Origin of the sequence: Mesorhizobium robiniae (assembly GCF_040545535.1) — a bacterium.
Lineage (GTDB): Bacteria > Pseudomonadota > Alphaproteobacteria > Rhizobiales > Rhizobiaceae > Mesorhizobium > Mesorhizobium robiniae.
The window spans coordinates 605,628-631,618 of the sequence record NZ_JBEPMC010000003.1 but is presented as its reverse complement, the minus strand read 5'-3'; the positions used below and the strand labels follow the sequence as shown (position 1 = coordinate 631,618).

Here is a 25,991-nt window from a genome sequence, read left to right as displayed (position 1 = left end):
CGCTAATATACCCTGGCCTTCGGCGCGATCTTGGCCAGGTTGATGCCGCCGTCCTTTTCCGCCAGTAGCGGCTCGGTGTGCACCGGCCGGTAGTTCAGCGTGACCTTGCCGTCTTCGCTGAGTCGAGCCAGCGTATGCTTGCGCCAGACCAAATCATCGCGGGCCGAAAAATCTTCCCGCGCATGCGCGCCGCGGCTCTCCTTGCGCGCCTCGGCGCCGTAAACCGTGGTGATGGCGTTGGCCATCAGATTTTCCAGCTCCAGCGTCTCGACCAGGTCGGAGTTCCAGATCATCGAGCGGTCGAACACTTTTACGTCCTTGAGTTCGCTCCAGATCTGCGAAATGCGCTTGCAGCCGCTTTCGAGCGATTCCTGTGTACGGAACACCGCCGCATCGTCCTGCATCGCCTTCTGCATCTTTTCGCGCAAGACCGCCGTCGGCGTCGAGCCGTTGGCGTGACGCAGCCGGTCGAAGCGGTCCATGATCTTTTCGACCGAGGCTTCGTTGGGCGATGGGATCGCGGCGTTGCGGTCGATCACCTGGCCGGCCCGGATCGCCGCCGCGCGGCCGAACACCACCAGATCGATCAGCGAGTTCGAGCCCAGCCGGTTGGCGCCATGGACGGAGGCGCAGCCGGCCTCGCCGACCGCCATCAGCCCTGGCGATACCTGGTCCGGGTTCAGGGCAGTGGGGTTGAGCACCTCGCCCCAGTAGTTGGTCGGCACGCCGCCCATATTGTAGTGGACCGTCGGCAGCACCGGGATCGGTTCCTTGGTCAGGTCGACGCCGGCAAAGATTTTCGCTGACTCCGAAATACCAGGAAGTCTCTCATGCAAAACGGCCGGATCTAGATGGTCGAGGTGGAGAAAAATATGGTCCTTGTTCTTGCCGACGCCGCGCCCCTCGCGGATCTCCAGCGTCATGCAGCGCGAAACGACGTCGCGTGACGCAAGATCCTTGGCCGACGGTGCATAGCGCTCCATGAAGCGCTCGCCCTCGGAGTTGACGAGATAGCCGCCCTCGCCGCGCGCGCCTTCGGTGATCAGGCAGCCGGCGCCATAGATGCCTGTCGGATGAAATTGCACGAACTCCATGTCCTGTAGCGGCAGCCCGGCGCGTGCGGCCATGCCGCCGCCGTCGCCGGTGCAGGTGTGCGCCGAGGTCGCCGAGAAATAGGCGCGGCCATAGCCGCCTGTCGCCAGCACCACCATCTTTGCCGAAAAGCGGTGGATGGTGCCGTCGTCGAGGTTCCAGGCGACGACGCCGGTGCAGGTGCCGTCCGGCTCCATGATCAGGTCGAGCGCGAAATACTCGATGAAGAACTGCGCATTGTTCTTCAGCGACTGGCCGTAGAGCGTGTGCAGGATGGCGTGGCCGGTGCGGTCGGCGGCCGCGCAGGTCCGCTGTACCGGCGGGCCGTCGCCGAAATTCATCATGTGGCCGCCGAACGGCCGCTGGTAGATCTTGCCCTCTTCGGTGCGCGAGAACGGCACGCCGTAATGCTCAAGCTCGTAGACGGCGGCGGGCGCTTCGCGCACCAGATATTCCATGGCGTCGACATCGCCGAGCCAGTCCGAGCCTTTCACGGTGTCGTACATGTGCCACTGCCAGGAGTCGGGCCCCATATTGGACAGTGAAGCGGCGATGCCGCCCTGCGCCGCCACCGTATGCGACCGCGTCGGGAACACCTTGGTGATGCAGGCGGTGCGCAGCCCCTGTTCGGCCATGCCGAGCGTGGCGCGCAGGCCGGCGCCGCCGGCGCCGACGACCACCACATCGAATTTGTGGTCGACATAGGTATAGGCGGACGCCGTGTTGGCGTTTTTCGCGTCCTTGGCCAAAATGTCAGCCTCCAAATGCCAGTTTGAGCAGGGCGAAGATCGAGGCGACGCCGACCACTACTGGAAAAAATGTGTTGAGCGCGAGCAGCGCCAGCCTCATGCCCTCGCCATGGACGTAATCCTCGATGATCGCCTGCATGCCGAGCCGCATATGATAGAGCCCGGACAACAGCACCAGGGCCAGCACCAGCGCCACGAACGGGTTGGCAAGTGCGGCGCGCACTTCGCCATAGCCGGCGCCGTTCAACGCGATCAGGAATCCGACGAAGAACAGGATCAGCGGGATGTTGGCGATCGCCGTCAGGCGCTGGCGCCAGAAATGCTCCGTGCCTTCGCGGGCGGAGCCGAGGCCGCGGACCTTCGCCAGCGGCGTGCGCATGTCGGTGTTGCGGTGGCTCACGATCAGGCTCCCCGCGTCAGATAACCGGCGATCCAGATCAGCAGCGTCAGTACGATCGAGCCGGCCAGCGTCACCCAGGCGATCCTGGACGCCGTGCCCTTTTCGAGAGCTGCCCCGGTATCCCAGATCAGATGGCGCACGCCGCCCAGCATGTGGTGCATCAGCGCCCAGGTATAGCCGAACAGCACCAGCCGCCCCAGCCATGAGCCGAAGGCCCAGTTGACGGCATCGAAGGTGGCTTGCGAGCTCGCCGCCGCCATCAGCCACAGGGCGACCAGCAGCGTGCCGAAATAGAGCGCCCCGCCGGTGATGCGATGGATTATCGACATCGTCATCGTGATCGGCGGCCGATAGACGGTTAGATGCGGCGAAAGCGGCCGTTCACGTCTGGTAAATTCGCGGGTGGCTGGTGATTTGCTCATGGCTCCCCCAGTTCGGCGTCTCTGGAGCCCCAGGTGGAAATGCGGCGTTACCGCTTCCGGTTGCGACTTCGGACAGCCGGTTTCTAATGCTCTTTTTGCACCGCGTCAAAGCCAGAAAACCGTTTCGAAAACGTAATTTAGTCTGACAAAAGGGCGGGTCTTTGCTTCAATCGATTAGGGCGCGACCCAAAGCCGGCGCAATGTTTGCTGCAGTGCGGTAAACTGATTAACGCTTGCAGGTCAGTGGCGTTTTCCCGCCCTTCATCACCAGCGCATCGCGCCCGTCGATCACGATTGCGTCATGCGCCTCGCCGAAGCGGCTGCTTTGATTGGCGGGTGAGGCCGGCAGGTCCTCGCTGGCGCCGTCTGGGCCAAGCACGCGCACCGACGTGCCAAGGTTTTCGATGGTGATCCTGGTGCCATCGGCGCAATTGTAGGTCGCGGTGCGCGGCTGCGGTGCCGTCAAATCGGTCGTAGTGCCGGTCTTCGGCGCATTGGTCTGCGACACGCAGGCAGCGATGATCAGCAATGGAAAAAGGGCAAGCGTCGCCCGAAACGTTCGGCGTATGGCCACACGCTATCTCCCTACGCATCACTCCAGCCGCGATGCTTGCTGCCACCCCCGACGCCACACTCGGGCGCGATGGTGCGGGCAAGCATGGCCGAATGATGGCTGCAATCTGCAAGGCGCCGGGTATTAACCATGTTTGCCGAGACCTGGCAGCCAGCAGGACTAGCCTCTTAACAAAGGTTAAGAAAAGGTTAATTTCTGAGTCAGAGGAAGTTCGCCTCGGGCAAATGGAGGACGCCATGCGTTCGAATTCAGGCAGATCGCGCTTTCCGGCACCCTTTTTGGCGGCACCCATCTTGGCGGCGCCCGTCTTAACGGCGCTCGTTTTGGTGGCGGCCGCCACCGGCTTCGCAGCACCGGCACTCGCCGGGACGCACGACCGCGTCTACGCCGATTCCTTCGGAAATCTGGTCATCGAGAGCGCCGCCGGCTACAAGCGCATCCTCGTTGGTGAGGGCAAGCTGGCCAAGGAATTGTCGGACTACACCGGCGCCGGCCAGCCCGAAATCATCTATGAAAACGAAACAGACGACGTCAGCCGGCGCGACTGCTACAGGCCGCCGGTTTTCGTAAAAGGCCGCAGCTATATGTACGGGCTTTCCGACGGCGAGATGCCGGAACTCAGCCCCTGCCGTTAATTCTGTCAGGCGTCGCCACCGGCGTTTGCAGGGCTGGCCCTAACGAGATACGCACGCGATCACGCCCGCTGCGCTTGGCCTGGTAGAGCGCGTCGTCCGCACGCCGCATGAGATCGGTGAAACCCTCGCCCGGTTGAAGCTCGGCAACGCCAAAGCTCGCGGAGCACCGATGGTCCACCGGCAAACAGTCGATCGGCAAGGCACCGAAAGCGCTGCGCATCCCTTCGGCGAGGAGCCGCGCAGCGGCGAGATTGGTCCCCGGCAGGATGATCGCGAACTCTTCTCCGCCGACGCGACCGGCGACGTGATGATCGGCGGCCGCATCACGCAGAAACCCGGCAAAGGCCCCGATGACCCGGTCGCCGGATGCGTGGCCGAAACCGTCGTTGATGCTCTTGAAATGATCGAGGTCGGCGATGACCAGGGCGACCGGAATACCCTTGCGCACGGCGTCACGCATCGCGAGTTCGGCATGACGTTCGAAGCCGCCGCGGTTGAGCAGCCTCGATAGCGTGTCCATCTCCGACTTCGACGTCGCCTCGGCGAGCACGTCACGGACAAGGATGACCAGCATGAGGAGCGCGATTGCCATGCCGAACACCGTGCCAAGCGATTGCGACACCAGAGCATAATTGCTCTGCAGATAGGCCTGCGGATTGACGCCCCAGCCACCCAAGGCATGGGCGATAAACGGCTTGCTCACGAATTGCAGTGCGCTGGCCGCCAGAACGGCCATCAGCGCATGGTCGAGCCAGTCGCGTCTTTGCCGGGACGACCAGACGATGCCGACGCCTACGAACTGCATGGCGGCATAGGGAAGCTGGTAGGCCATCATGCGGGCAAGCGACTGGCGCGGCAGATCCTCCACGAAATATACGGCCGCGGTGGCAGCAAATAGGAAGACGAGCATCGGCACCCACGGCGGCGCCACGCCGTATTTATGGGCAAGTCCGCCATTGAAGGCGATAGTGGCGCCAAGGAAAACGGCGAAGCCCGCGACGACCGCTGGTCGCGCATTGTCGAAGGCCGGAACGCTGAACTCGATGGCGAAATAGGCCATCCCGAGCAGATAGCCGAGGACCAGCCAGCGTGCGGATACGCGCCCCACATCATAGAACGAGACTGTCATGAAGGCAGCCGCCAGCAGTCCGGCGACGAGCAGGTTAATTGCAAGGATGAACTCTGCGCCGCCCATGTGTTTCTCGCACTCTTTGCGAAGGCAAATCACGGACGGGCGAAAAAGACGTTAATGCGAATCCAAGCGCGAACGATCTGCCGCTGCGAGCGGTTCTACGACGAATACCGATTCCGGCCGTTCATAAGATAGCCGCACGCTGTCGCGGCCATTCCTTTTGGCTTTGTAGAGCGCCTCGTCGGCGCGGCGCATCAGCGGCTCCAGCCCTTCGTCGCCGGTACGGGCCGCCACACCGAAGCTCGCGGTTACTCTTGTGCCGGGCGGAAGCCCGTCGACGCTGCCCGCCGCATAGAGCGTGCGAATGGCTTCGGCAAACAGCCTTGCCGCGCCGAGGTCGCTCAGCGGCAAAAGCACGGCGAACTCCTCGCCGCCGATGCGGCCAGCGACGCCACGCGTGCCAGCGGCCGATAGAAGCTTGGCGGCGAAGTCGGCGATCACGCGATCGCCCGCCGCATGCCCGTGAAGGTCGTTGAGCGCCTTGAAATGATCGAGGTCGGCGACCACCAGCGCGACCGGCAGTTTAGCGGTGGCGCAGTGCTGCAGGAGAAGCCTGGCGCGCTCCTCGAAACCGCGACGGTTGAGCAGGCCCGACAGCGGATCGGTATACGCCTCGGCCTTCAGCGCCTTCATGACGTCGAGCGCCGCCGCGCAGAACAGACAAAGCGCGATGAGCAGCGACAGCAGCGCATGCGACAGCAGTGCCGTCGTCCAGTAGGATGAGGCGTAAAAGCCGTCATAGCTTGTGAAGGGTCCGTGCGCGATGATGACGGCCAGTGTTCGCACGAAGAAATTCAGGCCGGAAAGCAGCGACAGCACGAACAGGATCATTTCCGTCGGACCCCTGCCGCGCACCGGACGCAATTCGGCCGCTACAAGCAGGCTGAGGCCGCCGAAGCCGAAATTCATCGCCAGGATCCGCCAAGTGAGGTCTGGCTGAACGAACAGGAACCAGCAGAATGCGGTTAGGCCGCCGCCCGCTAGAACGCCGATCCCGACATAGGGCACGCTCCGCCCGTAGCGCGCCACGATCGCGCTGCAGAGGCAGCAGGCGGCAAAGGTGAAGCATGTGTTGGAAAGCAGCTTGGTCGGCGCCATGCCGACGGGCAGGGTGAAGTACTGGAACAGGAACCCGGCCGCCGAGAGCGAGTAGCTGGCGGCGAGCACGGCTAGATAGGGGCGGTGGCGCTGGTAGAACCACAGCACGAGAAACACCGCGCCGAGCGCAAGCGCGATCGTCGGATTGAGCAACGCTACCAGCAAACCGGTGTCCAAAGGACCGTGACCCCCCACGCTTCCGCCAGGGAAGACCATAGGGCGGAAGCCCAAACAAGCGGTTAAGCCCAAGCAGCAGTTAAGCAAAGTCGAATATGCGCGGGGTCGCCCATGAAGCTGCTGCGTGGAACTTGAAACCGCGATCGGCGTTTTCCAGCAGCAATCGATGGAGACGCTTTCATGGCCGATACGATCATGCTGACCGATCACGAAGCAATTCGCTCATGGGTCGCGGCGCGCGCCGGATTTCCGGCAATCGTCGACGTGTCGCCCGAAACGGGAACGCAAGCCATGCTGAGGCTGGTCTTCGGCCAGCACGCTTATCAAGACCAGGATCAGGGCGAACGTCCGGTCAATGCGGGCGGCTACGAACTGGTCGAATGGGACGAATGGTTCAAACTCTTCGACGAACGTCAGCTGGCGCTCATAGTCGCTGCGGAGCAGCCCGGCCGGCGTGAGCAATTCCATGAGTTCGTAAGGCGCCCGGCGTGAAGAAAACCCGAACCGCATCGCGGTTCGGGTTCTGGCATGCACTCATATACGAACTGTGGCGGGCCGAGTTATTTCCACTCACGCCTGAATCTATTTCCACTCACGCCAGATCTACTTCCACTCCCGAATGTCGACGAAGTGGCCGGCGATCGCCGCCGCCGCCGCCATGGCGGGCGACACCAGATGGGTGCGGCCCTTGAAGCCCTGACGGCCTTCGAAATTGCGGTTCGAGGTCGAGGCGCAGCGCTCATGCGGCTTCAGGCGATCGTCGTTCATGGCAAGGCACATCGAGCAGCCCGGCTCGCGCCAATCGAAGCCGGCCGCGACAAAGATCTTGTCGAGACCTTCGGCCTCCGCTTGCTCCTTGACCAGGCCGGAACCCGGCACGATCATCGCATCGACATGCGGGCTGACCTTTTTGCCCTCGACCACCTTGGCAACGGCGCGCAAATCCTCGATGCGACCGTTGGTGCAGGAGCCGATAAAGACGCGGTCGAGCGCAATGTCGGTGATCTTGGTGCCCGGCGTCAGGCCCATATAGTCGAGGGCGCGCTGCTTGGAAGTGCGCTTGTTCTCATCAGTGATATCGTCGGGGTTCGGCACGATCCCCTGGACCGAGACGACATCCTCGGGCGAGGAGCCCCAGGAGACGATCGGCGGCAGTTTCGCCGCGTCGAGCACGACCACCTTGTCGAAATGCGCGCCTTCGTCGGACTGCAGCGTCTTCCAGTAGGCGAGTGCTGCATCCCACGCCTCGCCCTTCGGCGCGCGCGGCTTATCCTTGACATAGGCGAAGGTCGTCTCGTCGGGCGCGATCAGGCCGGCCCGGGCGCCGCCCTCGATCGACATGTTGCAGATGGTCATGCGGCCTTCCATCGACAGCGCGCGGATCGCTTCGCCAGCATATTCGATGACATAGCCGGTGCCGCCGGCAGTGCCGATCTCGCCGATGATGGCGAGGATGATATCCTTGGCGGTCACGCCTTCGGGCAGCGCGCCGTCGACGCGCACCAGCATGTTCTTGGCCTTGCGCTGGATCAGCGTCTGCGTGGCCAGCACATGCTCGACTTCCGAGGTGCCGATGCCATGCGCCAAAGCGCCGAAGGCGCCGTGCGTCGAGGTGTGGCTATCGCCGCAGACGATGGTCATGCCGGGCAGCGTAAAGCCCTGCTCCGGACCGATGATGTGGACGATGCCCTGGCGGATATCTTTCTCGGAATAATATTCGACGCCAAAATCCTTGGCGTTCTTGGCCAGCGCCTCGACCTGAATGCGGCTTTCTTCGTTCTTGATGCCGAATTTGCGCTCGGGCGAGGTCGACACATTGTGGTCGACCACGGCCAGCGTCTTTTCCGGATGCCGGACCTTTCTGCCCGTCATGCGCAGGCCTTCGAAGGCTTGCGGACTGGTCACTTCATGGACGAGGTGACGATCGATATAGAGCAGGCAGGTGCCGTCGTCCTGGCGATCGACGACATGGTCGTCGAATATCTTATCGTAGAGGGTGCGCGGTGCGCTCATGTGCGTAAATCCGTCGATATGAAAATGGGAAGGGACAAGCGCCGGCTAGCCGGCGAACAAGGCCTAGCGAAGTCGGCTGGTCAGAGCGCCGGAAACGCGCGCGGAGAATCGCGACGGCAGGCGTTTTCTGTCCTGCAGCACGAAGCCCTTGTAGGCCGGATCGCCAAAAAGCTGTTCCATGGCGTGGCTCATATCAATGTTTTGGCTTTTCGGCAATTGGTCGGGTGTGGCGCGGCTTCCCCTTCTCCCCTTGTGGGAGAAGAGAAAGTGCCGCCCCTCAAAGCACCTCGAACACGAATGTCTTCACCAGCGCCTCAGGCTCGGCGATGGCATAGCAGCGGAACCATGGGCTTTCTTCGACCGGCCGCCATTTCTTCGCCTGCTCCAGCTCATTGAACACGGCCTGAAACCCGCCGCTCTCGAACACCTGGTCGCGAACGGTGAAGATGGCGTGGCCACCCTTCTTGGTGATGCGCACCAGTTCGTGCAGGCCGGAAGCCGGTGCATGGCTGATGGTGAACACGCCGGTCGAGAAGAAGGCGCGGAAATACCCGTCGGGCCAAGGCAGCGGACCGCCAAGCATCGCCTGTTTCAGCTCGCTGTAAGCCTGGCGGCTGCCGGCGATTTTCAGCATGTCCTCCGACAGGTCGAGCCCGGCGATGTCCTGATAGCCCAGCGCCTTGAGTGACGGTCCCGACAGGCCAGTGCCGCAGCCGGCGTCGAGCAGCGGCCCTTCGCCTGCCGGCACATGGCGCGCCACCCAGGCGGCGATCAGGAATGGCAGGAGATAGCCGAGCGAGGCGGTCTCGCTGTCATAGGTCATGGCCCATGCTGCATAGGCTTGCGCCAGCGCTTCCGGCGTATCGGCCGTATAGACCGCGTCCAGCGCCGCATTGGCTTTATCGATATTCATGGGGTCAATTCCTCCGCAACCGGACCACGTCGATCGTAGCGCCGTCTTCGCCTGCCTTCTATTGCTGATGCTGGCGCCGCAGCCGCTTCTCGAGCGCCCGCAAGGCCAGCGACAGGCCAACCGTCAGGATGAGATAGATATAGGCGACGATGGAATAGGTCTCGAAGAAGCGGAACGAGCCGGCCGCGTAGATCTTGCCCATCTGGGTGATGTCGGCGACACCGAGCACCGAGACCAGCGAGGAATCCTTGACCATGGCGACGAAATCATTACCGAGCGGCGGCAGGATGGTGCGGATCGCCTGCGGAAACACGATCAGCCGAAAGCGCTGCGTGCGCGTCAGTCCCAGCGCCTTCGCCGCCTCGATCTGGCCCTTCTCGACCGCCTGGATGCCGGCGCGGAAGACTTCCGAGATGAACGCCGAGTAGCCGATGGTCAGCGCCATGATGGCGCGCCACAACAGCGACACGTCGCGCACCAGTAGCTCACCGAGCAGGCCGGCGCTTTGCAACGGCGCGGTCAACGCGTTCCACGCCGCGACGAAGGCCGGCGCGCCGGCAAAAGCGATCCAGAACAACAGCACCAGCATCGGCACGCCGCGAATGATCTCGACATAGAAGCGGGCGATCTGGCGCAGCCAGCGCGACCCCGATAGTCCCATCAGCGCAATGCCGAGCCCGATTGCGGAGGCTAGCGCGAAGGCAACCATTGTGACGAAGACGGTGATGCCGATGCCCTTGGCGACGGTCGCGAAGACCTGGGCATAGAGGTCGCTTGCGGCGATGAAGAGGGCGGCTCCCACGGCGAGTGCCGCCGCCACCGCAAGCCACCAGGGGAAGTCGGATTTTGCGCGTGAGGTGGGGGGCATTAGGTGACGCCGGCTAGGCAGGCGTCACAGTGCAAGTTCCTGCGCATCACGCGTCCACGCCAAAAGGCCTACTGCCCCATCTTGTAATCAAGGAACCATTTCTTATTGAGCGCGTCGAACGTGCCGTCGGCCTTCAGTGCGGCGATCGCCGCATTGACCGGCTTCACCAGATCCGAGCCTTTCGGGAAAATAAAGCCGAAATCCTCGGTGCCGAGCGGTCCGCCGATCAGCTTCAGCCCGCCATTGGACGCCTCGACATAACCCTTGCCCGCGGTGCCGTCGGTCAAAACGACATCGACGTCGCCGGTCTTCAGCGCCTGCACCGTCGCGCCGAAGGTCTCGAACAGTTTGATGCGCGGGTTCTGCTCATTGCCGTCGAGCACGCTGTAGACGGCGGTATAGAAGGGCGTGGTGCCGGCCTGCGCGCCGATCAGCCCATCTTTGAAGGCGCCGAACGTCTTGGCGTCGGTGAAACGCTTCTCGTCGCCACGCACCAGCATGAACTGTTCCGAGCGCATATAGGGGTCGGAGAAGTCGACTTTCTGCTTACGGTCGTCCTTGATGGTGATGCCGGTCATGCCGATGTTGAACTGGTTGTCGGAAACCGCCTGGATCATCGCGTCCCAGGACGTGTTCTGGTACTCGATCTTGAAATTCAGCCGCTTTGCGATCTCATTCATCGCATCATATTCCCAGCCGATCTGCTTGCCGGTCTTGGCGTCGATGAACTGCAGCGGCGGATAGGCGTTCTCCGTCACCACCACCACCTTCTTGCCGCCGAGATCGGGCAGCGCCTGCGCCAGGGCAGCGACGGGCACGAGAATCAGAGCCAACAGGCCGGCCAACAGCAGTTTCGATTTGGTCATGACACACCCCGAGAACTTGAACGGCCTCGACATGGTCGAGGCTTGCAGGAAAATCCGGCGCCGACTTTAGCTTTCCGTTAGCGCCTTGCAAGCCGGTCCGATGCGCCGCGTCGTTCCAGAACGGATTCCCATGCTATACGCGAGCGCTTGCGCAACCATCCATGCCCGGGAGGTCTTCTCCTCCAAAACGAAAAAGGCGGCCGAAGCCGCCTTTCCGAAGTATGGTTGTTGAAAAAACTTATTCGGCGACAGCCGCTTCCGCAGCCTTGGCGGCCTCGTCGGCGGCCTTCTTCTCGGCGGCGTCCTGTGCTGCCTTCTCGGCAGCGAGCGCCTGGGCGGCGGCCACCTTCTCGGCCTCGATGCGGGCCTTTTCGGCGTTCAGCGCATCGCGCTCCTCATCATTCAGCTTGCGGGCGCGCACGCCGGTGTTTTCCGAAATACGGGCCGACTTGCCGCGACGATCGCGCAGGTAATAGAGCTTGGCGCGACGCACCTTGCCGCGGCGCACGATCTCGACGCCCTCGACCATCGGCGAATAGACCGGGAACACGCGCTCCACGCCTTCGCCGTAGGAAATCTTGCGAACGGTGAAGCTCTCCTGGAAACCGGCGCCGGCGCGGGCGATGACGACGCCCTCATAAGCCTGGACGCGGGTGCGGGTGCCTTCGGTCACGCGGACCTGGACGCGCACGGTGTCGCCGGGCTGGAATTCGGGAAGCTTGCGCTTGGCTTCGATCTTGGCGGCCTGTTCGGCCTCGAGCTGACGGAGGATGTCCATCTCTACAAATCCACTTCTTGTTCTTCCGACAGTCAGAGCGTCCGACACTCGCCTTGCAGTTCCATTGACCGCTTGGCTATGCCCTTTGCTCGAGAACATCTGGGTTCGAGAGCATCAGGCAGGGGCGACTACACCGCCATTGTTGACGGGCCAGAAGATCGCTCTTGGCAGATTTTTCTTCCGGTTCGGCGGGCACATACAGCTATTTCGACGCTTTGTCACGCCTTCGCCGTGTCTTTTTTGGTCGCTGGCCGACACTGCAATCTTTCAGCACGGGGGTTGCGTCGAAGGCCCAAGCTTTTTAAGCCGGGTAAAACGCGACTTTCCTCCGGCGGCAATATCCTCCATGCCAATTCTCGATGCGGCCCTGCTTTTTGTCGCGGGCTTTCTTTCAGGTGCCGTCAACGCGATAGCCGGCGGCGGCACGTTCATAACCTTCGGCGCCATGACGCTGGTCGGCTTGCCGCCGATCGTCGCCAACGCCACCTCGTCGGTGACACAGTTTCCCGGCTACATCACCTCGACACTCGCCTACTGGTCTGACATCAAGCATTTCTGGCGCACAGCGTTGCTGCTCGGCGTCATATCGGCTTTCGGCGCGCTAGCCGGTGCACTCATCCTTCTGGCGCTCGACAATCCATCGTTCCGCGTGCTGGTGCCATGGCTGCTGCTGGCGGCAACGGCGCTGTTCGCCGCCGGACCGTGGCTGAAACCGGCGCCCAAACCAGGGCATGAGGCCGCGGTAGGTACGCTGGTCGGTTCCTTGGCGCAATTCGCGACCGCGGTCTATGGCGGCTTCTTCGGCGCCGGCATGGGCGTCATGATGCTGGCGACGCTCGGCCTCACCCAGCCCGGCGACTACCACCGCCTGAACGCGCTGAAGAACATGTTGGCCGTGATCATCGCGGCGGTAGCCATCCTGGTTTTCGTCTCCGGCGGCGTCATCGCCTGGCCGCAGGCGATCATCATGATACCGGGCGGCGCGCTGGGCGGCTATGCCGGCGTCTGGATCGCCAAGCGCGTGCCGCAAATTGCCGTGCGCGGCTTCGTCGTTGGGGTCGGCGCGTTCCTGGCCTTTTACTATTTCACCAAGGGCTGAGCGGCTAACAAATCCGGCCGTCTTTCCCTAGTCAGCCTTTCCGACTCGGCGCGCCGCCATGCGGCGATCTTCTTGTGATTGCCCGAGGTGAGAACCTCGGGGATTTGCCGGCCCTCGAATTCCTGCGGCCGCGTGTAGTGCGGATGTTCGAGCAGGCCGTTTTCAAAGCTCTCTTCATCGCCTGACACCGCGTTCCCCATCACGCCGGGCAACAGCCGCACCACGGCGTCGAGCAGCACGAGCGCTGCCGGCTCGCCGCCGGACAGGATGAAGTCGCCGACCGAGACCTCCTCAAGCCCACGCGCGTCGATCACCCGCTGGTCGACGCCTTCAAAGCGTCCGCAGACGATGACGACGCCCGGCCCGGCGGCCAGTTCGCGCACGCGGGACTGCGTCAGCGGCTTGCCGCGCGGGCTCATCAGCAGCCGTGGCCGTGGATCACCCGGTGGCGAGATATGGTCGATCGCCTTGGCCAAAACATCGGCGCGCATCACCATGCCGGCGCCGCCGCCTGCCGGTGTGTCGTCGACGGTGCGATGGCGATCGCTGGCAAAATCGCGGATCTGGATTGCTTCCAGCGACCATGTGCCAGCCTCCAGCGCACGGCCGGCCAGCGACAGGCCGAGCGCGCCGGGAAACATCTCGGGATAGAGCGTCAGCACCGAGGCGGAAAAGCTCACCGGTTGCCCCCGGCATCCCTGGGCCCGCGTGGCCTGCCCTTGGGGTCGAAACCATCGCGGCCGGGAGCATCGCCGTCTTCGTCATCGATCAGGCCCGCCGCCGCCGGATCGATGCGAACGAAGCCCTCTTTGATAGACACGTCAGGCACGGCGGCCTGCGTGAACGGGATCAGCACGCCTTTGCGCTCGCCAAGCGTCACGTCGAGAATGTCGCCGCCGCCAAAATTATGCACGGCGACGACTTTGCCGATGTCAGCACCGGTATCGTCCCGCACCGTCAGCCCGACGAGATCGGCGTGATAGAATTCGTCCTCTTCGCCATCGTCGGGCAGCATCGAACGGTCGACGAACAATTCCGTGCCGGCAAGCGCCTCGGCGGCGTTGCGGTCGCTGATGCCCTTGAAGCGCACTACGACGACGGTGTTGGCCGGCCTTATGTCGACGATCTGAAAGGCGCGGCCGTCCCTGGCATAGAGCGGACCGTAGTCGGCCAGCGCCAGCGGGTCGCCGGTGAAGGTTTTCACGCGCAATTCGCCCTTGATGCCGTGGGCGGCGCCGATCACGGCCATCTGGACAGGGTTTTGCGGTTTGGTCATCGGCGGAAAAATCCTTTGCCTTGCTCTAGCTCCACCCTCTTGTCATTTCAATGACGCGGCTCTTCACCGCTTCCTAACCCGGCTGCCGGAAGATGGCCCAGAATTGGAAGAACGGATTGCAAGAACGGAATATCGGAAGAGCCCAATGCAGGAATTTCTTATTCCAGCCAAACCAGACCTACAGGCGGCCCGCGAAACCTGGCTGAAGATGCTGGCGCGCGAACGCCGGCTGTCGCCGGAAACCGTGGAAGCCTATGAGCGCGACACCCGCCAGTTCCTGCACTTCCTGACCGGCCATTGCGGCGGCTCGCCCGGCATTTCCGATATCGCCGATCTGCGCCCGGCCGATCTGCGCGGCTTTCTCGCCGCTCGCCGTGCCGGAGGTGCCGGTGCCCGCACGCTCGGGCGGGGGCTCGCCGGCATCCGTTCGCTGCTGCGTTTTTTGGAGCGGCGCGGTCTCGTCAACGCGGCGGGTGCTGCAGCACTGCGCGCGCCACGGCAGCCGAAGTCGCTGCCCAAGCCGCTGACGGCCAGCGATGCGAAACACGTCGTTTCGGTGGAAGGCCAGCTTGCGGAGGAGCCGTGGATCGCCGCCCGCAACGCTGCCGTGCTGACGCTGCTCTACGGCTCGGGCCTGCGCATTTCCGAGGCGCTCGGCCTGTCGGGCGCCGATCTGTCGGCACCTGGCGATACGGTGCTGCGCGTCACCGGCAAGGGCGGCAAGACGCGGCTGGTGCCGGTGCTGCCGGTGGCGCTGCGGGCGATTGCCGAATACCGCCGGCTCTGCCCCTGGCATCTCGACCCCAAGGGCCTGCTGTTTCGCGGTACCCGCGGCGGCCCGCTCAACCCGGCCATCGTCCAGCGCGACATGGCCAAGCTGCGCTCGGCACTCAATCTGCCCGACACCGCCACGCCCCATGCCTTGCGTCATTCCTTCGCCACGCATCTGCTTGGGCGCGGCGGCGACCTGCGCACCATCCAGGAACTTTTGGGCCACGCCAGCCTGTCGACGACGCAGATCTATACCGGCGTCGACACCGCCAGGCTGCTCGAAATCTATGAGGCGTCCCATCCCAGGGCGTAACCTGCGCATGATTTCTCAAGCTGCGGACAACGTACAAGCCGTGAGCCTGATCCGAGACAATTTTGCTCGACCGGTTAACCGTTTCACCGTCCTTTGAACCTAAAAGCGAGTCATGAAACGTGTCATTGCCATCGCCGACCGCACGGCCCTTGCGTCGCTGAAGCTGCTCGTGGCGGTCAACATCCTGTTTTTTCTCGGCTTCTTCATCATTGCGCTGCTCGCCGCCGGCAAGGCACGTGCCGAAACCCCGGTCTGCGCCGGCGCCGACATGCTGTTGGCATTGCAGAAGGACGACCCGGCCACCTACCGCAAGATCGAGACCGAAGCGGCCGCTATACCGAACGGCAAGGGCCTGTTGTGGAAGCTGGAAAGGGCGGGCGAAAAACCGTCCTTCCTGTTTGGCACCATGCACGTGACCGACCCGCGCGTGACCACGCTGCCGCCCGCCGCGCAAAGGGCGTTTGATGCCGCCGACACGGTCGTCATCGAGACTACCGAGGTGCTCGATCAGCAAAAGATGATGGCGGCGTTCCTGAAAGAGCCGGAGCTGATGATGTTCACCGACAGCACCACGCTGTCCTCGCTGCTGTCGCCGGACGATGCGGCGACCGTGAACAAGGCGCTCGACGCGCGCGGTATCCCGCCAGCGAGCGTTGCCAAGATGAAGCCGTGGATGCTGTCTACCATGGTCGCGCTCCCGGCCTGTGAACTGGCCCGCCAGTCCGGCGGTGCGCCGGTGCTCGACATCAAGCTCGCGGAGGACGCCAGAGCCTCGGGCAAGACCGTCGATGGTCTGGAGACCGTCGCCGACCAGCTTCGCGCGATGGCCTCGCTGCCACTCGCTTTTCACATGAAGGGCCTCGTCGAAACACTGAAGCTCGGCGACAGAATGAACGACGTCAACGAAACCATGATCGTGCTTTACCAGCACGGCGACATCGGCATGTTCTGGCCGCTGTTTCGTGCCGTCCTTCCCGGCGACGAAGACGATTCGGCGGGCTATGCCGCCTTCGAGAAAACCATGATCACCAGCCGCAACAAGGTGATGGTCGATCATGCCGGGCCGAGGCAACGCTTTCATGGCGGTCGGCGCCCTGCATCTTCCAGGGACGGAAGGCCTGGTCGAGGATTTCCGCAGGGCCGGCTACACCGTCACTGCCGTCGACTAGTTGCACGGTTGAGTTGCGGATCCCGCAAGACATGGTTTCGGTCGATGCCTTCCCGAATCATGCATGCCGCGTCTCCGCGCAAGAAGGTAGAAAAGGCTCGTTCTGGCTCGATCGCTGCCAGTTTGCGAAGAAAATGCGCGCGGATAAACGATTCCGGGTGTAAGATTGCCCTGTTTTCGGCGTTTTCGATTCCTAGCGTGAAACCTGTTCAACGATTGCGCGTTGATTTGTGTTGATTGATGCTTTTCATCCACGGAGGACACTTTTATGGCGAATCCAAACGACCCGTACACCACTCCGACTCCCCCTCCCAAGACGGGTGGCGGCGGCAGCGGCTGGCTGATTGCCCTGGTTGTCGTTATCTTGGCTATTGTCGCTTATTATATTTTTGGACGAAGCGGTGAACCGCCAGCGCCTGCTGAACCGCCGGCGGCCACCACGCCAGCCCCAGCGCCAGCAGAACCAGCGCCTGCTCCGGCACCCGCAGAGCCAGCTCCTGCGCCCGCACCGGCCCCCGCAGAGCCTGCTCCGGCGCCAGCACCTGCTCCGGCGCCTGCTGAGCCAGCGCCCGCTCCGGCGCCAGCACCAGCACCGCAGTGATCGGCTGCTGATTACAAATACGAACGGCCCGCTGCAAAGCGGGTCGTTTGCTTTGAGCCGTCAGATGGCCGCCGGAGGTGAAGGCCTACATATGAATCGGCTTGAAGAAGGTGGCCAGTGCCGCTTCCTTCACCGCTTCCGACATTGTCGGATGAGCGTGGCAGGTGCGGGCAAGATCTTCCGACGAACCACCGAACTCCATCAGCACCGCCGCCTCATGGATCATCTCGCCGGCGCCGAAGCCAACGATATGGACGCCGAGCACGCGGTCGCTCTGCTTGTCAGCCAGGATCTTCACGAAGCCGTCGGTATGCAACATGGCGCGCGCCCGGCCGTTGGCGCTGAACGGAAACTTGCCCGCCTTGTAGTCGATGCCGGCCGCCTTCAGCTCTTCCTCGGTCTTTCCCACTGAGGCAATTTCCGGACTGGTGTAGACGACGTTCGGGATCACCTCGTAATTCACGTGGCCGGCCTGGCCGGCAATGATCTCGGCCACCGCCACCCCCTCGTCCTCGGCCTTGTGGGCAAGCATCGGCCCGGCGATGACGTCGCCGATGGCGTAGACGCCCGGCACATTGGTCTTGAGGTGGCCATCCGTCTTGACCCGGCCGCGCTCGTCGACCTCGACGCCGGCCTCCTTCAGCCCGAGACTGTCCGAATAGGCCCGGCGTCCCGTCGCTATCAGCACCGCGTCTGCATCGATCGTTTCAGCCGTACCGCCCTTGACCGGTTCGAAGGTGACGGTGGCACCCTTCTTGGCTTTGGCGACACCGGTCACCTTGGCACCGAGCCTGAATTCGATGCCTTGCTTGGACAGCATGCGCTGGAACTGTTTGGCGACCTCGCCGTCCATGCCGCCCAGGATCGTGTCGAGGAACTCAACGACAGTCACCTTGGCGCCAAGCCGCGCCCATACCGAGCCGAGCTCCAGCCCGATGACGCCGCCGCCGACCACCACCAGATGGCCCGGCACCTTGTCCAGCGACAACGCGCCGGTCGAGGACATGATCACCTTCTCGTCGATGTCGACCTTGACCCCGGGAATGCCGGCGACGTCGGAGCCGGTGGCGATGACGATGTTCTTCGTCTCGATCTCCTCGACCTTGCCGTCCTCGCCGGTCACCGACACCTTGCCGGCGGACAGGACCTTACCGGTGCCGCGGAACGAGTCGATCTTGTTCTTCTTGAACAGGAACGCGACGCCGTTGACGTTGGACGCCACGGTCGCATCCTTATGCGCCATCATCTTCTTCAGATTGAGCTTCGGCGCGCCGATTTCGACGCCCAGCGTGTCGAAGGAATGGCCGGCCTCGGCGAACATCTCGGAGGCATGCAGCAGCGCCTTGGACGGGATGCAGCCGATATTGAGGCAGGTGCCGCCGAAGGTCGGGTTCTTCTCGACCACCGCCGTCTTCAGGCCGAGCTGCGCCGCCTTGATGGCGCAGACATAGCCGCCCGGTCCCGATCCGATGATAACGACGTCATAAGCCATGATACTGTCCTTCTGGTCTGGCACTCAGCCTTGGCTGGGATTAGCGGCCGCCGCCCACTTCTAGATTCGCGCCTGTCGTAAAGGACGCCCCGTCCGACAGGAGCCAGAGAATTGCTGCGGCGACCTCTTCGGTGGTCCCCGCCCTTTGCATGGGCACGACGTGACGCATCCTCTCGACCCGATCCGGCTGCCCACCGGAGGCATGAATTTCGGTATCGATGATGCCTGGACTGACTGCGTTGACGCGAATACCTTCGCCGGCCACTTCGCGCGCCAAGCCAATGGTGAAGGAATCGATCGCGCCCTTCGAGGCGGCGTAGTCGACATATTCGCCCGACCCGCCAATTCTCGCAGCAATCGAGGAGATATTCACGATGGCGCCGCCCTTGCCGCCATGGCTGGTCGACATGCGTTTCACCGCTTCGCGGGCACACAGCATCGAGCCAATGACGTTGATACGCATCATGCGCTCCAGCCTAGCCCCGCTCATTTCGTCGACGCGCGCCCTCCGGTCGACTACGCCGGCGTTGTTGACGAGCGCATCGAGCGGGCCGAAGACGTGATCAATCCTCTCGAACATCGCCTGAATATCGGTCTCGCTGCCGACGTCGCCCTTGATGGCCAGCGCTTCGCCGCCATCCTGCTCGATCGCCTCGACCAGCGCAGTGGCCGCGGCCTCATCGGAAGCATAGTTGACCGCGACACGGTATCCGGCCTTGGCGGCAAGCATGGACGTGGTCGCGCCGATGCCGCGGCTGCCGCCGGTCACCAGCAGCACTTTTTTGGTCGCGCTCATTCCTGACAGCCCTTCAACGAAAAAACATCCGACGGCACTTTCGAAAATCCATTGGTGCCATAGGCGGCCGACATCTGCAGGGACGGGCCGAGGTCGGGGAAGATAAGAGTCTTCGGCGCGTCCACGCCTTCGGCCGGCAGCAGGGCTATGTTGCCCTTATCGTCAGCACTGTAGATGATCCCCTCCCACAAAGTGCAGGCGGCGAGCTCGTCGCCGGAGACGTCGCCTGTCGGGCATTTGTACATCAGCGAACCGTGCGGCCGCGCCACGCCTTCCGTCCACATGACGATGCCGTCGAGCACGACACTGTTACCGAGCACCATCTTGAACGTGTTGGTGACAACGGCCGATTGCCCGGTCGGCCTGAAATCGATGCCGGCTTCGCTTTCGGCATCGCCATAGACGGCGAGCTCGAGCGGGCAGGCGGCAAAGGCAGCGACGGTCGAGAACAGAATGGCCAAAGACCCCGCTACACATCCGATCGTGGGCGACATGGCGCTTTGCATCAAGGCGGGCTACTTTTTCTCGCGGCCATCGGCGTTTTCCAGCACACCAAAGTCGGTCGTCAGCAGCAGCGGCTCGCCGGTCGCATCCAGGCCCCAGAACGATGGATAAAGCCCGTCGCCCCAGCCGCTCCAGAAAATTGCGATATTGAGGGGGTTGCCGGCAGCCGGGTGATGCATCGCGAACCTGTCCTGGTTGGGAGCAAATTCGGCGGCCAGCACCTCACCGTAGTAGTCGCCGTATTCCAGCTTGTCCTGCCGCGCGGCCAACAGTGCCATGGCTGTCTTGTCCATGAAAGAGCCAAGGCCGGCGTCGACTGGATAACCGAATATCTCGTCACCCTTCAATGTCGCGACATCCTGGTCGGGCAAAGTGGCGAGCTCCCAGCGGACCGGCGTGCCGGGCCGGAAACGCAGCACAGCGACGGCCACACGGCCTTGCGCCTCGAACAGTGAAACCGGGTAGTGCCCGGGTCTGACCTTGCGGCTCAAAGCCGGCCAGTCGGTTTCGGTGGTCAGCGGATCGCAGGCGACGATCTCGCCCGTCGGCAGTTCAAGCTCACCGATCGGGGTGACGATTATCTTGCGCTCGGCCATTTGCGCCTCGCTCAGGGCGAAAAGGCCGAGATTGCTGCTTGCCTGCGCAGGATCCCATTCGGCTGCCGTCGCCAGCGACGGGACGGCAGCCGCCACGCCAAGCCAGGCGATACCGCGCCAAAAAGACCGCAGCATGCCACCGGCTCGCCGACCCAGGTTGAAACCAAACCGCTCCAGCCAGCCGGTCACGGCGCGGTCTCGCTCACAGATCCAGCACCAACCGCTCCGGATCCTCCAGGCTTTCCTTGACGCGGACCAGGAAGGTCACCGCTTCCTTGCCGTCGACGATGCGGTGATCGTAGGAGAGCGCCAGGTACATCATCGGCCGGATCACGATCTGGCCGCCGACCACCACCGGCCGCTCCTGGATCTTGTGCATGCCCAGAATGCCCGACTGCGGCGCGTTGAGGATCGGCGTCGACATCAGCGAGCCGTAAACGCCACCGTTGGAAATCGTAAACGTGCCGCCTTGCATATCCGCCACCGAAAGCTTGCCGTCACGCGCGGCGATGCCCAGTCTGCCGATATCCTTCTCGATCTCGGCGATCGACATCTGGTCGGCATCGCGTACCACCGGCACGACGAGGCCTTTTTCGGTGCCAACGGCGACGCCGATATGAGCGTAGTTCTTGAAGATGATGTCGGTGCCGTCGATCTCGGCATTGACCGAAGGGATCTCCTTCAGCGCATGAGTGACGGCCTTGGTGAAGAAGCCCATGAAGCCCAGCTTCACGCCGTGCTTCTTCTCGAACACATCCTTGTATTTGGTCCTGAGCGCCATCACCGCGCTCATGTCCACCTCGTTGAAGGTGGTCAGCATAGCGGCGGTCGACTGTGCTTCCTTGAGGCGGCGCGCGATGGTCTGCCGCAGCTTGGTCATGCGCACGCGCTCTTCGCGCGAAGCGTCATCGGCCGAGGACGGCGCACGGGCAGCGACCGGTGCGGGCGCCTTCGGCGTCTCGGCCGGCTGCGACGGCGCGCCCTTGGCGATCGCGTCGAGCACGTCGCCCTTTAGCACCTGGCCGCGCTTGCCGGAACCCGAGACCTGGTCGACCGCGAGATTGCTCTCGGCCAGCAGCTTCGCCGCCGCTGGCGCCGGCGGCATCGTGCGCGCCTCGATCGGTCCGGCATCGCCGGCGATCTTCGCGGTCTCGGCCGCAGCTTGCTTGACGGTGGATGCGGCGGTCGGCGCCGAGGCCTGCGATACCGCGTCTTGCTTCGGTTCAGGAGTTGACGCCTTCGCGGCTTCAGGTGCTGCCGCTTGTGCCCCGTCGCCCGCCGAAATCATACCGAGCAAAGCGCCGACTTCGACCGTTTCGCCTTCCTTGACCGCGATCTCGCTGAGCGTTCCTGCCGCCGCGGCCGGTACTTCCACCGTCACCTTGTCGGTTTCGAGCTCGACCAGAGGTTCGTCGGTAGCGATCGCATCGCCAACCTTCTTGAACCATTTGCCGATCGTCGCCTCGGTGACGGATTCGCCAAGAGTGGGGACGCGGATTTCGGTAGCCATTGTGCCTGTCCGTTTTCTGTCGGTTCTGTTCTATTCGCCCAGCTCTGTTCTATTCGCCGAGCGCGTCTTCGAGCAAGGCGGCAAGCTGGGCGAGATGCTTCGACATCAACCCGGTCGCCGGCGACGCGGCGGCCGGCCGGCCGGTATAGCGTACCCGCTGATGTTTGGCGTCGATATGCGCCAGCACCCATTCCAGATAGGGATCGATAAACGACCAGGCGCCCATGTTCTTGGGCTCCTCCTGGCACCACACCATCTCGGCGTTGCGGAAGCGTGACAGTTCGGTGATCAGCGCCTTGGCCGGGAACGGATAGAGCTGTTCGACACGCAGCAGATAGATATCGTTGATGCCGCGCTTCTCGCGCTCCTCATAGAGGTCGTAGTAGACCTTGCCCGAGCAGAGCACGACGCGGCGGATCTTCGAATCCTTGGTGAGTTTGATCGCCTGGCCGGGGAGTTGCTGGGCATCGTCCCACAACAGCCGGTGGAACGCGCTTTCACCCGATATCTCCGGCAGCGTCGACACCGCCCGCTTGTGGCGCAGCAGCGACTTCGGCGTCATCAGGATCAGCGGCTTGCGGAAATCCCGCTTCAACTGCCGGCGCAGGATGTGGAAGTAGTTGGCCGGCGTCGTGCAGTACGCCACTTGCATATTGTCTTCGGCGCAAAGCTGCAGAAAGCGCTCAAGCCTGGCCGACGAATGCTCCGGCCCCTGCCCTTCATAGCCATGCGGCAGCAGGCAGACGAGGCCCGACATTCTCAGCCACTTGCGCTCTCCGCTAGAGATGAACTGATCGAACACCACCTGAGCGCCGTTGGCGAAATCGCCGAACTGGGCTTCCCAAAGCGTCAGCGCCTTCGGCTCGGCCAGGCTGTAGCCGTATTCGAAGCCGAGCACGGCCTCTTCCGACAGCATCGAGTTGATCACCTCGAAGCCGGCTTGCGCCGCCGATAAGTTGTTGAGCGGGATGTAGCGTGTCTCGTCGCGCTGGTCGTAGAGCACGGAGTGGCGTTGCGAGAACGTGCCGCGCTCCGAATCCTGTCCGGACAGCCGGACCGGATTGCCGTCGAGCAGGATGGCGCCGAAGGCCAGCGCCTCGGCCGTCGACCAGTCGATGCCTTCGCCGGACTCGATCGCCTGGCGGCGATTCTCGAGAAACCGCAGGATCGTCTTGTGCGCCTCGAAATCCTTCGGCACCTCGGTCAGCTTCTTGCCGATCTCCTTCAGCGTCTTGACCGGCACGGCGGTCTTGCCACGCCGCTGTTCATCCTGGTTGTCTGCGGTGCGCAGGCCCGACCAGGCGCCGTCCAGCCAGTCGGCCTTATTAGGCTTGTAGTGCTGGCCGACCTCCCATTCGGACTCGAGATGCGCCCGCCAGTCGGCTTTCATCTTGTCGAATTCGGCCTGGGTGATGTGGCCTTCGGCCATCAGCCGGTCGGCATAGATCTGCACCGTCGTCTTGTGACGGCGGATGTTGCTGTACATGATCGGCTGCGTGAAGGCCGGCTCGTCGCCCTCATTGTGGCCGAAGCGGCGGTAGCAGAACATGTCGACCACGACGGGCTTGTGGAACTTCATGCGGAATTCGATCGCCACCTTGGTGGCATGGACCACGGCTTCCGGATCGTCGCCATTGACGTGGAAGATCGGCGCCTCGATCATCTTGGCCACATCCGACGGATAGGGCGACGAGCGCGAGAAGCGCGGATTGGTGGTGAAGCCGATCTGGTTGTTGATGATGAAATGCAGCGTGCCGGCGACGCGATGGCCGCGCAGGCCCGACAGGCCGAGGATTTCGGCAATCACGCCCTGGCCGGCAAAGGCGGCGTCGCCATGCAGGAGCAGCGGCAGCACCTTGGCGCGCTCTTCCAGCGGCACGATCTCCTCGCGGCTGCGGCCGAACAGAGAATCCTGCTTGGCCCGCGCCTTGCCCATCACCACCGGATCGACGATTTCCAGATGCGAGGGATTGGCGGTCAGCGAAAGGTGCACCTTGTTGCCGTCGAATTCGCGGTCCGACGAAGCACCGAGATGGTACTTTACGTCGCCCGAGCCTTCGACCTCGTCGGGGGCGGCGGAGCCGCCCTTGAATTCGTGGAAGATGGCGCGGTGCGGCTTGGCCATCACCTGGGAGAGCACGTTCAGCCGGCCGCGATGCGCCATGCCGAGCACGATCTCCTTCATGCCGAGCTGGCCGCCGCGCTTGACGATCTGTTCCAGCGCCGGGATCAGCGCCTCTGCGCCGTCGAGACCGAAGCGCTTGGTGCCCTTGTACTTGACGTCGATGAACTGCTCGAAGCCTTCGGCCTCGACCAGCTTCTGCAGGATCGCCTTCTTGCCGGCGGCGGTGAAGGATATCTCCTTGTCGGCACCCTCGATGCGCGCCTGGATCCAGGCCTTTTCCTCGGGATCGGAAATATGCATGAATTCGACGCCGAGCGTCGAGCAATAGGTACGGGTCAGGATGTCCAGCATCTGCCGGATCGTGCCGAATTCGAGCCCGAGTACATTGTCGAGGAAAATCGGCCGATCGTAATCGGCTGATGTGAATCCGTAATTTTCCGGCGACAGCTCGTTATAGTCCTCAAGCGGCTTGGCGATGCCGAGCGGATCGAGATCGGCGTGCAAATGGCCACGCATGCGGTAGGCGCGGATCATCATGATGGCGCGCACGGAATCGCGCGTCGCCTGATGCACGTCGGCGTCGGAAAGCGCGACGCCGTTCATCACCGCCTTGTCCTGGACCTTCTTCTCGATATGCTTTTCGACGATGCCCCAATTGCCGTCGAGCGCCGACACCAATTCGCCGTTGGCCTGCAGCGGCCACGAGGGCTTGGCCCATGAGGCGCCCTTGGCGTTCTTGCGAACATCGCCGGCGTCGTCCTTCAGCGCCGCGAAGAAATCCTGCCATTCGGGGTCGACCGAAGACGGATCGTCCTCATAGGCGGCATAGAGAGCGTCGATATAATCGGCATTGCCGCCATAGAGGAAAGAGGTAAGCGAAAACTGGTCGTTGGCCTGATCTTGTCGTGCCATTTTTTTCAGCGGAGGCTGCGCTCCGTCTCCTTTTCAGAGCGAATAGGGAGTAGCGAATAGCGAGTAGGGATTTTCCCTGGTTCGCGCCGTTACTCTGTTCTTCCCTATTCGCTATTCACTACTCGCTACTCACTACTCACTAACCTTTGATCGCCTCGACCAACGTCGTGCCGAGCCTTGCAGGCGACGGCGAAACCTTGATCCCGGCCGATTCCATCGCCGCAATCTTGTCCTCGGCGCCGCCCTTGCCGCCGGAGATGACGGCGCCCGCATGGCCCATGGTGCGGCCGGCCGGCGCCGTGCGCCCGGCGATGAAACCGGCCATCGGCTTCTTGCGGCCACGCTTGGCTTCGTCCTTGAGGAACTGCGCAGCGTCTTCCTCGGCCGAGCCGCCGATCTCGCCGATCATGATGATCGATTGGGTTTCGTCGTCGGCCAGGAACATCTCCAGCACGTCGATGAACTCGGTGCCTTTGACGGGATCGCCGCCGATGCCGACGGCGGTGGTCTGGCCGAGGCCAACATTGGTGGTCTGGAACACTGCCTCATAGGTAAGCGTTCCCGAGCGGGAAACAACGCCGACCGAGCCCTTGCGGAAGATGTTGCCGGGCATGATGCCTATCTTGCATTCGTTGGGGGTCAGGACGCCTGGGCAGTTGGGGCCGATCAGCCGCGATGTCGAGCGGTCGAGCCGCGCCTTGACCCTGATCATGTCGATCACCGGGATGCCCTCTGTGATGCAGATGATCAGCGGGATCTCGGCTTCAATCGCTTCCAGGATCGCCTCGGCGGCGCCAGCCGGCGGCACATAGACGACGGATGCATTGGCGCCGGTCTTCGCCTTGCCTTCGGCAACGGTGGAAAAGATCGGCAGGCTCTCGCCCTTGGCGCCGGTCCACGTTTCGCCACCCTTCTTGGGGTGGATACCGCCGACCATTTTGGTCCCGTGATAGGCCAGCGCCTGCTCCGTATGGAACGTGCCGGTCTTGCCGGTCAGGCCCTGCACGAGCACCTTGGTGTTCTTGTCGACGAGAATGGACATTTTTTGCGA

General features: G+C 63.1%; 25 protein-coding genes and 1 pseudogene. 5 read left to right on the top strand and 21 right to left on the bottom strand.

What is annotated here, in order from left to right; translation table 11 throughout:
• Positions 1-2: 2 nt before the first annotated feature.
• The 4 genes from sdhA to ABID19_RS11215 form a co-directional block, all read right to left on the bottom strand.
• Positions 3-1,841 (bottom strand): succinate dehydrogenase flavoprotein subunit, encoded by a 1,839-nt coding sequence (gene sdhA, locus ABID19_RS11230; RefSeq protein WP_354490457.1) that lies wholly within the window; start codon positions 1,839-1,841, stop codon positions 3-5.
• Positions 1,842-1,845: 4 nt separating this feature from the next.
• Positions 1,846-2,220 (bottom strand): succinate dehydrogenase, hydrophobic membrane anchor protein, encoded by a 375-nt coding sequence (sdhD, locus tag ABID19_RS11225; RefSeq protein WP_435528714.1) that lies wholly within the window; start codon positions 2,218-2,220, stop codon positions 1,846-1,848.
• A 23-nt stretch (positions 2,221-2,243) separates the two neighbouring features.
• On the bottom strand, positions 2,244-2,663 hold the full coding sequence (gene sdhC / locus ABID19_RS11220; RefSeq protein WP_354490453.1) for a succinate dehydrogenase, cytochrome b556 subunit: 420 nt from the start codon (positions 2,661-2,663) through the stop codon (positions 2,244-2,246).
• Positions 2,664-2,889: 226 nt separating this feature from the next.
• On the bottom strand, positions 2,890-3,237 hold the full coding sequence (locus ABID19_RS11215; protein WP_354490451.1) for a hypothetical protein: 348 nt from the start codon (positions 3,235-3,237) through the stop codon (positions 2,890-2,892).
• Positions 3,238-3,473: 236 nt separating this feature from the next.
• Here ABID19_RS11215 and ABID19_RS11210 point away from each other — a divergent pair, with 236 nt between their 5' ends.
• Positions 3,474-3,872, top strand: coding sequence for a hypothetical protein (locus tag ABID19_RS11210; protein ID WP_354490449.1), 399 nt, complete (start codon positions 3,474-3,476; stop codon positions 3,870-3,872).
• On the opposite strand, the gene ABID19_RS11205 is transcribed toward ABID19_RS11210, so the two are convergent.
• Both ABID19_RS11205 and ABID19_RS11200 read right to left on the bottom strand, forming a co-directional pair.
• Positions 3,856-5,067, bottom strand: a complete 1,212-nt coding sequence (locus ABID19_RS11205) for a GGDEF domain-containing protein (RefSeq protein WP_354490447.1) — start codon at positions 5,065-5,067, stop codon at positions 3,856-3,858. The genes ABID19_RS11210 and ABID19_RS11205 overlap by 17 nt on opposite strands.
• Before the next feature lie 51 nt (positions 5,068-5,118).
• Entirely contained in the window at positions 5,119-6,339 is a 1,221-nt protein-coding gene (locus tag ABID19_RS11200; RefSeq protein WP_354490445.1) for a GGDEF domain-containing protein, read from the bottom strand.
• Between the two features lie 180 nt (positions 6,340-6,519).
• Between ABID19_RS11200 and ABID19_RS11195 the strand changes: the two genes are divergently transcribed.
• On the top strand, positions 6,520-6,831 hold the full coding sequence (locus ABID19_RS11195) for a hypothetical protein (protein WP_354490444.1): 312 nt from the start codon (positions 6,520-6,522) through the stop codon (positions 6,829-6,831).
• Between the two features lie 111 nt (positions 6,832-6,942).
• Here the strand turns inward: ABID19_RS11195 and leuC are convergent, their stop codons facing one another.
• The 5 genes from leuC to rplS all read right to left on the bottom strand — a co-directional run bounded on the left by leuC (position 6,943) and on the right by rplS (position 11,777).
• The gene (gene leuC / locus ABID19_RS11190; RefSeq protein WP_352928732.1) at positions 6,943-8,352 is read right to left on the bottom strand and encodes a 3-isopropylmalate dehydratase large subunit; all 1,410 of its coding nucleotides are present in this window, start codon (positions 8,350-8,352) and stop codon (positions 6,943-6,945) included.
• Between the two features lie 277 nt (positions 8,353-8,629).
• Positions 8,630-9,265 (bottom strand): class I SAM-dependent DNA methyltransferase, encoded by a 636-nt coding sequence (locus tag ABID19_RS11185; RefSeq protein ID WP_354490442.1) that lies wholly within the window; start codon positions 9,263-9,265, stop codon positions 8,630-8,632.
• Positions 9,266-9,323: 58 nt separating this feature from the next.
• Complete coding sequence (locus ABID19_RS11180; RefSeq protein WP_354490440.1) at positions 9,324-10,133, bottom strand: amino acid ABC transporter permease; 810 nt, start codon at positions 10,131-10,133, stop codon at positions 9,324-9,326.
• A gap of 68 nt (positions 10,134-10,201) precedes the next feature.
• Positions 10,202-10,999, bottom strand: coding sequence for a transporter substrate-binding domain-containing protein (locus tag ABID19_RS11175; protein ID WP_354490438.1), 798 nt, complete (start codon positions 10,997-10,999; stop codon positions 10,202-10,204).
• A gap of 238 nt (positions 11,000-11,237) precedes the next feature.
• Entirely contained in the window at positions 11,238-11,777 is a 540-nt protein-coding gene (rplS, locus tag ABID19_RS11170) for a 50S ribosomal protein L19 (protein WP_095484904.1), read from the bottom strand.
• Between the two features lie 346 nt (positions 11,778-12,123).
• Here rplS and ABID19_RS11165 point away from each other — a divergent pair, with 346 nt between their 5' ends.
• Positions 12,124-12,876, top strand: coding sequence for a sulfite exporter TauE/SafE family protein (locus ABID19_RS11165; protein WP_354490436.1), 753 nt, complete (start codon positions 12,124-12,126; stop codon positions 12,874-12,876).
• Here ABID19_RS11165 and trmD read toward each other — a convergent pair.
• Together trmD and rimM are read right to left on the bottom strand one after the other, a co-directional pair.
• Positions 12,858-13,556 carry a tRNA (guanosine(37)-N1)-methyltransferase TrmD gene (gene trmD / locus ABID19_RS11160; RefSeq protein ID WP_354490434.1) on the bottom strand — a complete coding sequence of 233 codons (699 nt, stop codon included), beginning with the start codon at positions 13,554-13,556 and terminating at the stop codon, positions 12,858-12,860. The two genes, ABID19_RS11165 and trmD, sit on opposite strands and share 19 nt — an antisense overlap.
• Positions 13,553-14,152: a ribosome maturation factor RimM gene (rimM, locus tag ABID19_RS11155; RefSeq protein ID WP_354490432.1), complete on the bottom strand. Its 600-nt coding sequence runs from the start codon at positions 14,150-14,152 to the stop codon at positions 13,553-13,555. Before rimM ends, trmD begins: the two co-directional genes overlap by 4 nt.
• Before the next feature lie 145 nt (positions 14,153-14,297).
• On the opposite strand from rimM, the gene ABID19_RS11150 reads away from it, so the two are divergent.
• Both ABID19_RS11150 and ABID19_RS11145 read left to right on the top strand, forming a co-directional pair.
• Positions 14,298-15,236, top strand: a complete 939-nt coding sequence (locus ABID19_RS11150; RefSeq protein ID WP_352928745.1) for a tyrosine recombinase XerC — start codon at positions 14,298-14,300, stop codon at positions 15,234-15,236.
• 112 nt (positions 15,237-15,348) lie between these two features.
• A pseudogene (locus ABID19_RS11145) lies at positions 15,349-16,405 on the top strand (TraB/GumN family protein).
• Positions 16,406-16,772: 367 nt separating this feature from the next.
• Here the strand turns inward: ABID19_RS11145 and ABID19_RS11140 are convergent.
• The 8 genes from ABID19_RS11140 to sucD form a co-directional block, all read right to left on the bottom strand.
• Entirely contained in the window at positions 16,773-17,042 is a 270-nt protein-coding gene (locus ABID19_RS11140) for a hypothetical protein (protein WP_354490430.1), read from the bottom strand.
• Positions 17,043-17,090: 48 nt separating this feature from the next.
• The gene (gene lpdA / locus ABID19_RS11135; RefSeq protein WP_354490428.1) at positions 17,091-18,497 is read right to left on the bottom strand and encodes a dihydrolipoyl dehydrogenase; all 1,407 of its coding nucleotides are present in this window, start codon (positions 18,495-18,497) and stop codon (positions 17,091-17,093) included.
• Positions 18,498-18,537: 40 nt separating this feature from the next.
• Entirely contained in the window at positions 18,538-19,293 is a 756-nt protein-coding gene (locus ABID19_RS11130) for an SDR family oxidoreductase (protein ID WP_354490426.1), read from the bottom strand.
• Positions 19,290-19,787: a hypothetical protein gene (locus tag ABID19_RS11125; protein WP_435528710.1), complete on the bottom strand. Its 498-nt coding sequence runs from the start codon at positions 19,785-19,787 to the stop codon at positions 19,290-19,292. Before ABID19_RS11125 ends, ABID19_RS11130 begins: the two co-directional genes overlap by 4 nt.
• A gap of 21 nt (positions 19,788-19,808) precedes the next feature.
• The gene (locus ABID19_RS11120) at positions 19,809-20,528 is read right to left on the bottom strand and encodes a DUF4241 domain-containing protein (protein ID WP_354490424.1); all 720 of its coding nucleotides are present in this window, start codon (positions 20,526-20,528) and stop codon (positions 19,809-19,811) included.
• A gap of 67 nt (positions 20,529-20,595) precedes the next feature.
• Positions 20,596-21,903 (bottom strand): 2-oxoglutarate dehydrogenase complex dihydrolipoyllysine-residue succinyltransferase, encoded by a 1,308-nt coding sequence (gene odhB / locus ABID19_RS11115; protein WP_354490422.1) that lies wholly within the window; start codon positions 21,901-21,903, stop codon positions 20,596-20,598.
• Between the two features lie 49 nt (positions 21,904-21,952).
• A complete protein-coding gene (locus tag ABID19_RS11110; RefSeq protein WP_354490420.1) occupies positions 21,953-24,940 on the bottom strand; it encodes a 2-oxoglutarate dehydrogenase E1 component in 2,988 nt (995 codons plus the stop codon).
• Positions 24,941-25,079: 139 nt separating this feature from the next.
• Positions 25,080-25,982: a succinate--CoA ligase subunit alpha gene (gene sucD / locus ABID19_RS11105; RefSeq protein ID WP_354490418.1), complete on the bottom strand. Its 903-nt coding sequence runs from the start codon at positions 25,980-25,982 to the stop codon at positions 25,080-25,082.
• Positions 25,983-25,991: the final 9 nt, after the last annotated feature.

Coding starts and splice junctions, on each gene's coding strand:
- sdhD (WP_435528714.1), bottom strand. CDS start 2,220: ATGCGCACGCCGCTGGCGAAGGTCCGCGGCCTCGGCTCCGCCCGCGAA.
- sdhC (WP_354490453.1), bottom strand. CDS start 2,663: ATGAGCAAATCACCAGCCACCCGCGAATTTACCAGACGTGAACGGCCG.
- ABID19_RS11210 (WP_354490449.1), top strand. CDS start 3,474: ATGCGTTCGAATTCAGGCAGATCGCGCTTTCCGGCACCCTTTTTGGCG.
- ABID19_RS11205 (WP_354490447.1), bottom strand. CDS start 5,067: ATGGGCGGCGCAGAGTTCATCCTTGCAATTAACCTGCTCGTCGCCGGA.
- ABID19_RS11195 (WP_354490444.1), top strand. CDS start 6,520: ATGGCCGATACGATCATGCTGACCGATCACGAAGCAATTCGCTCATGG.
- leuC (WP_352928732.1), bottom strand. CDS start 8,352: ATGAGCGCACCGCGCACCCTCTACGATAAGATATTCGACGACCATGTC.
- ABID19_RS11185 (WP_354490442.1), bottom strand. CDS start 9,265: ATGAATATCGATAAAGCCAATGCGGCGCTGGACGCGGTCTATACGGCC.
- ABID19_RS11180 (WP_354490440.1), bottom strand. CDS start 10,133: ATGCCCCCCACCTCACGCGCAAAATCCGACTTCCCCTGGTGGCTTGCG.
- ABID19_RS11175 (WP_354490438.1), bottom strand. CDS start 10,999: ATGACCAAATCGAAACTGCTGTTGGCCGGCCTGTTGGCTCTGATTCTC.
- rplS (WP_095484904.1), bottom strand. CDS start 11,777: ATGGACATCCTCCGTCAGCTCGAGGCCGAACAGGCCGCCAAGATCGAA.
- ABID19_RS11165 (WP_354490436.1), top strand. CDS start 12,124: ATGCCAATTCTCGATGCGGCCCTGCTTTTTGTCGCGGGCTTTCTTTCA.
- rimM (WP_354490432.1), bottom strand. CDS start 14,152: ATGACCAAACCGCAAAACCCTGTCCAGATGGCCGTGATCGGCGCCGCC.
- ABID19_RS11150 (WP_352928745.1), top strand. CDS start 14,298: ATGCAGGAATTTCTTATTCCAGCCAAACCAGACCTACAGGCGGCCCGC.
- lpdA (WP_354490428.1), bottom strand. CDS start 18,497: ATGGCTTATGACGTCGTTATCATCGGATCGGGACCGGGCGGCTATGTC.
- ABID19_RS11130 (WP_354490426.1), bottom strand. CDS start 19,293: ATGAGCGCGACCAAAAAAGTGCTGCTGGTGACCGGCGGCAGCCGCGGC.
- ABID19_RS11125 (WP_435528710.1), bottom strand. CDS start 19,787: ATGTCGCCCACGATCGGATGTGTAGCGGGGTCTTTGGCCATTCTGTTC.
- ABID19_RS11120 (WP_354490424.1), bottom strand. CDS start 20,528: ATGCTGCGGTCTTTTTGGCGCGGTATCGCCTGGCTTGGCGTGGCGGCT.
- odhB (WP_354490422.1), bottom strand. CDS start 21,903: ATGGCTACCGAAATCCGCGTCCCCACTCTTGGCGAATCCGTCACCGAG.
- ABID19_RS11110 (WP_354490420.1), bottom strand. CDS start 24,940: ATGGCACGACAAGATCAGGCCAACGACCAGTTTTCGCTTACCTCTTTC.
- sucD (WP_354490418.1), bottom strand. CDS start 25,982: ATGTCCATTCTCGTCGACAAGAACACCAAGGTGCTCGTGCAGGGCCTG.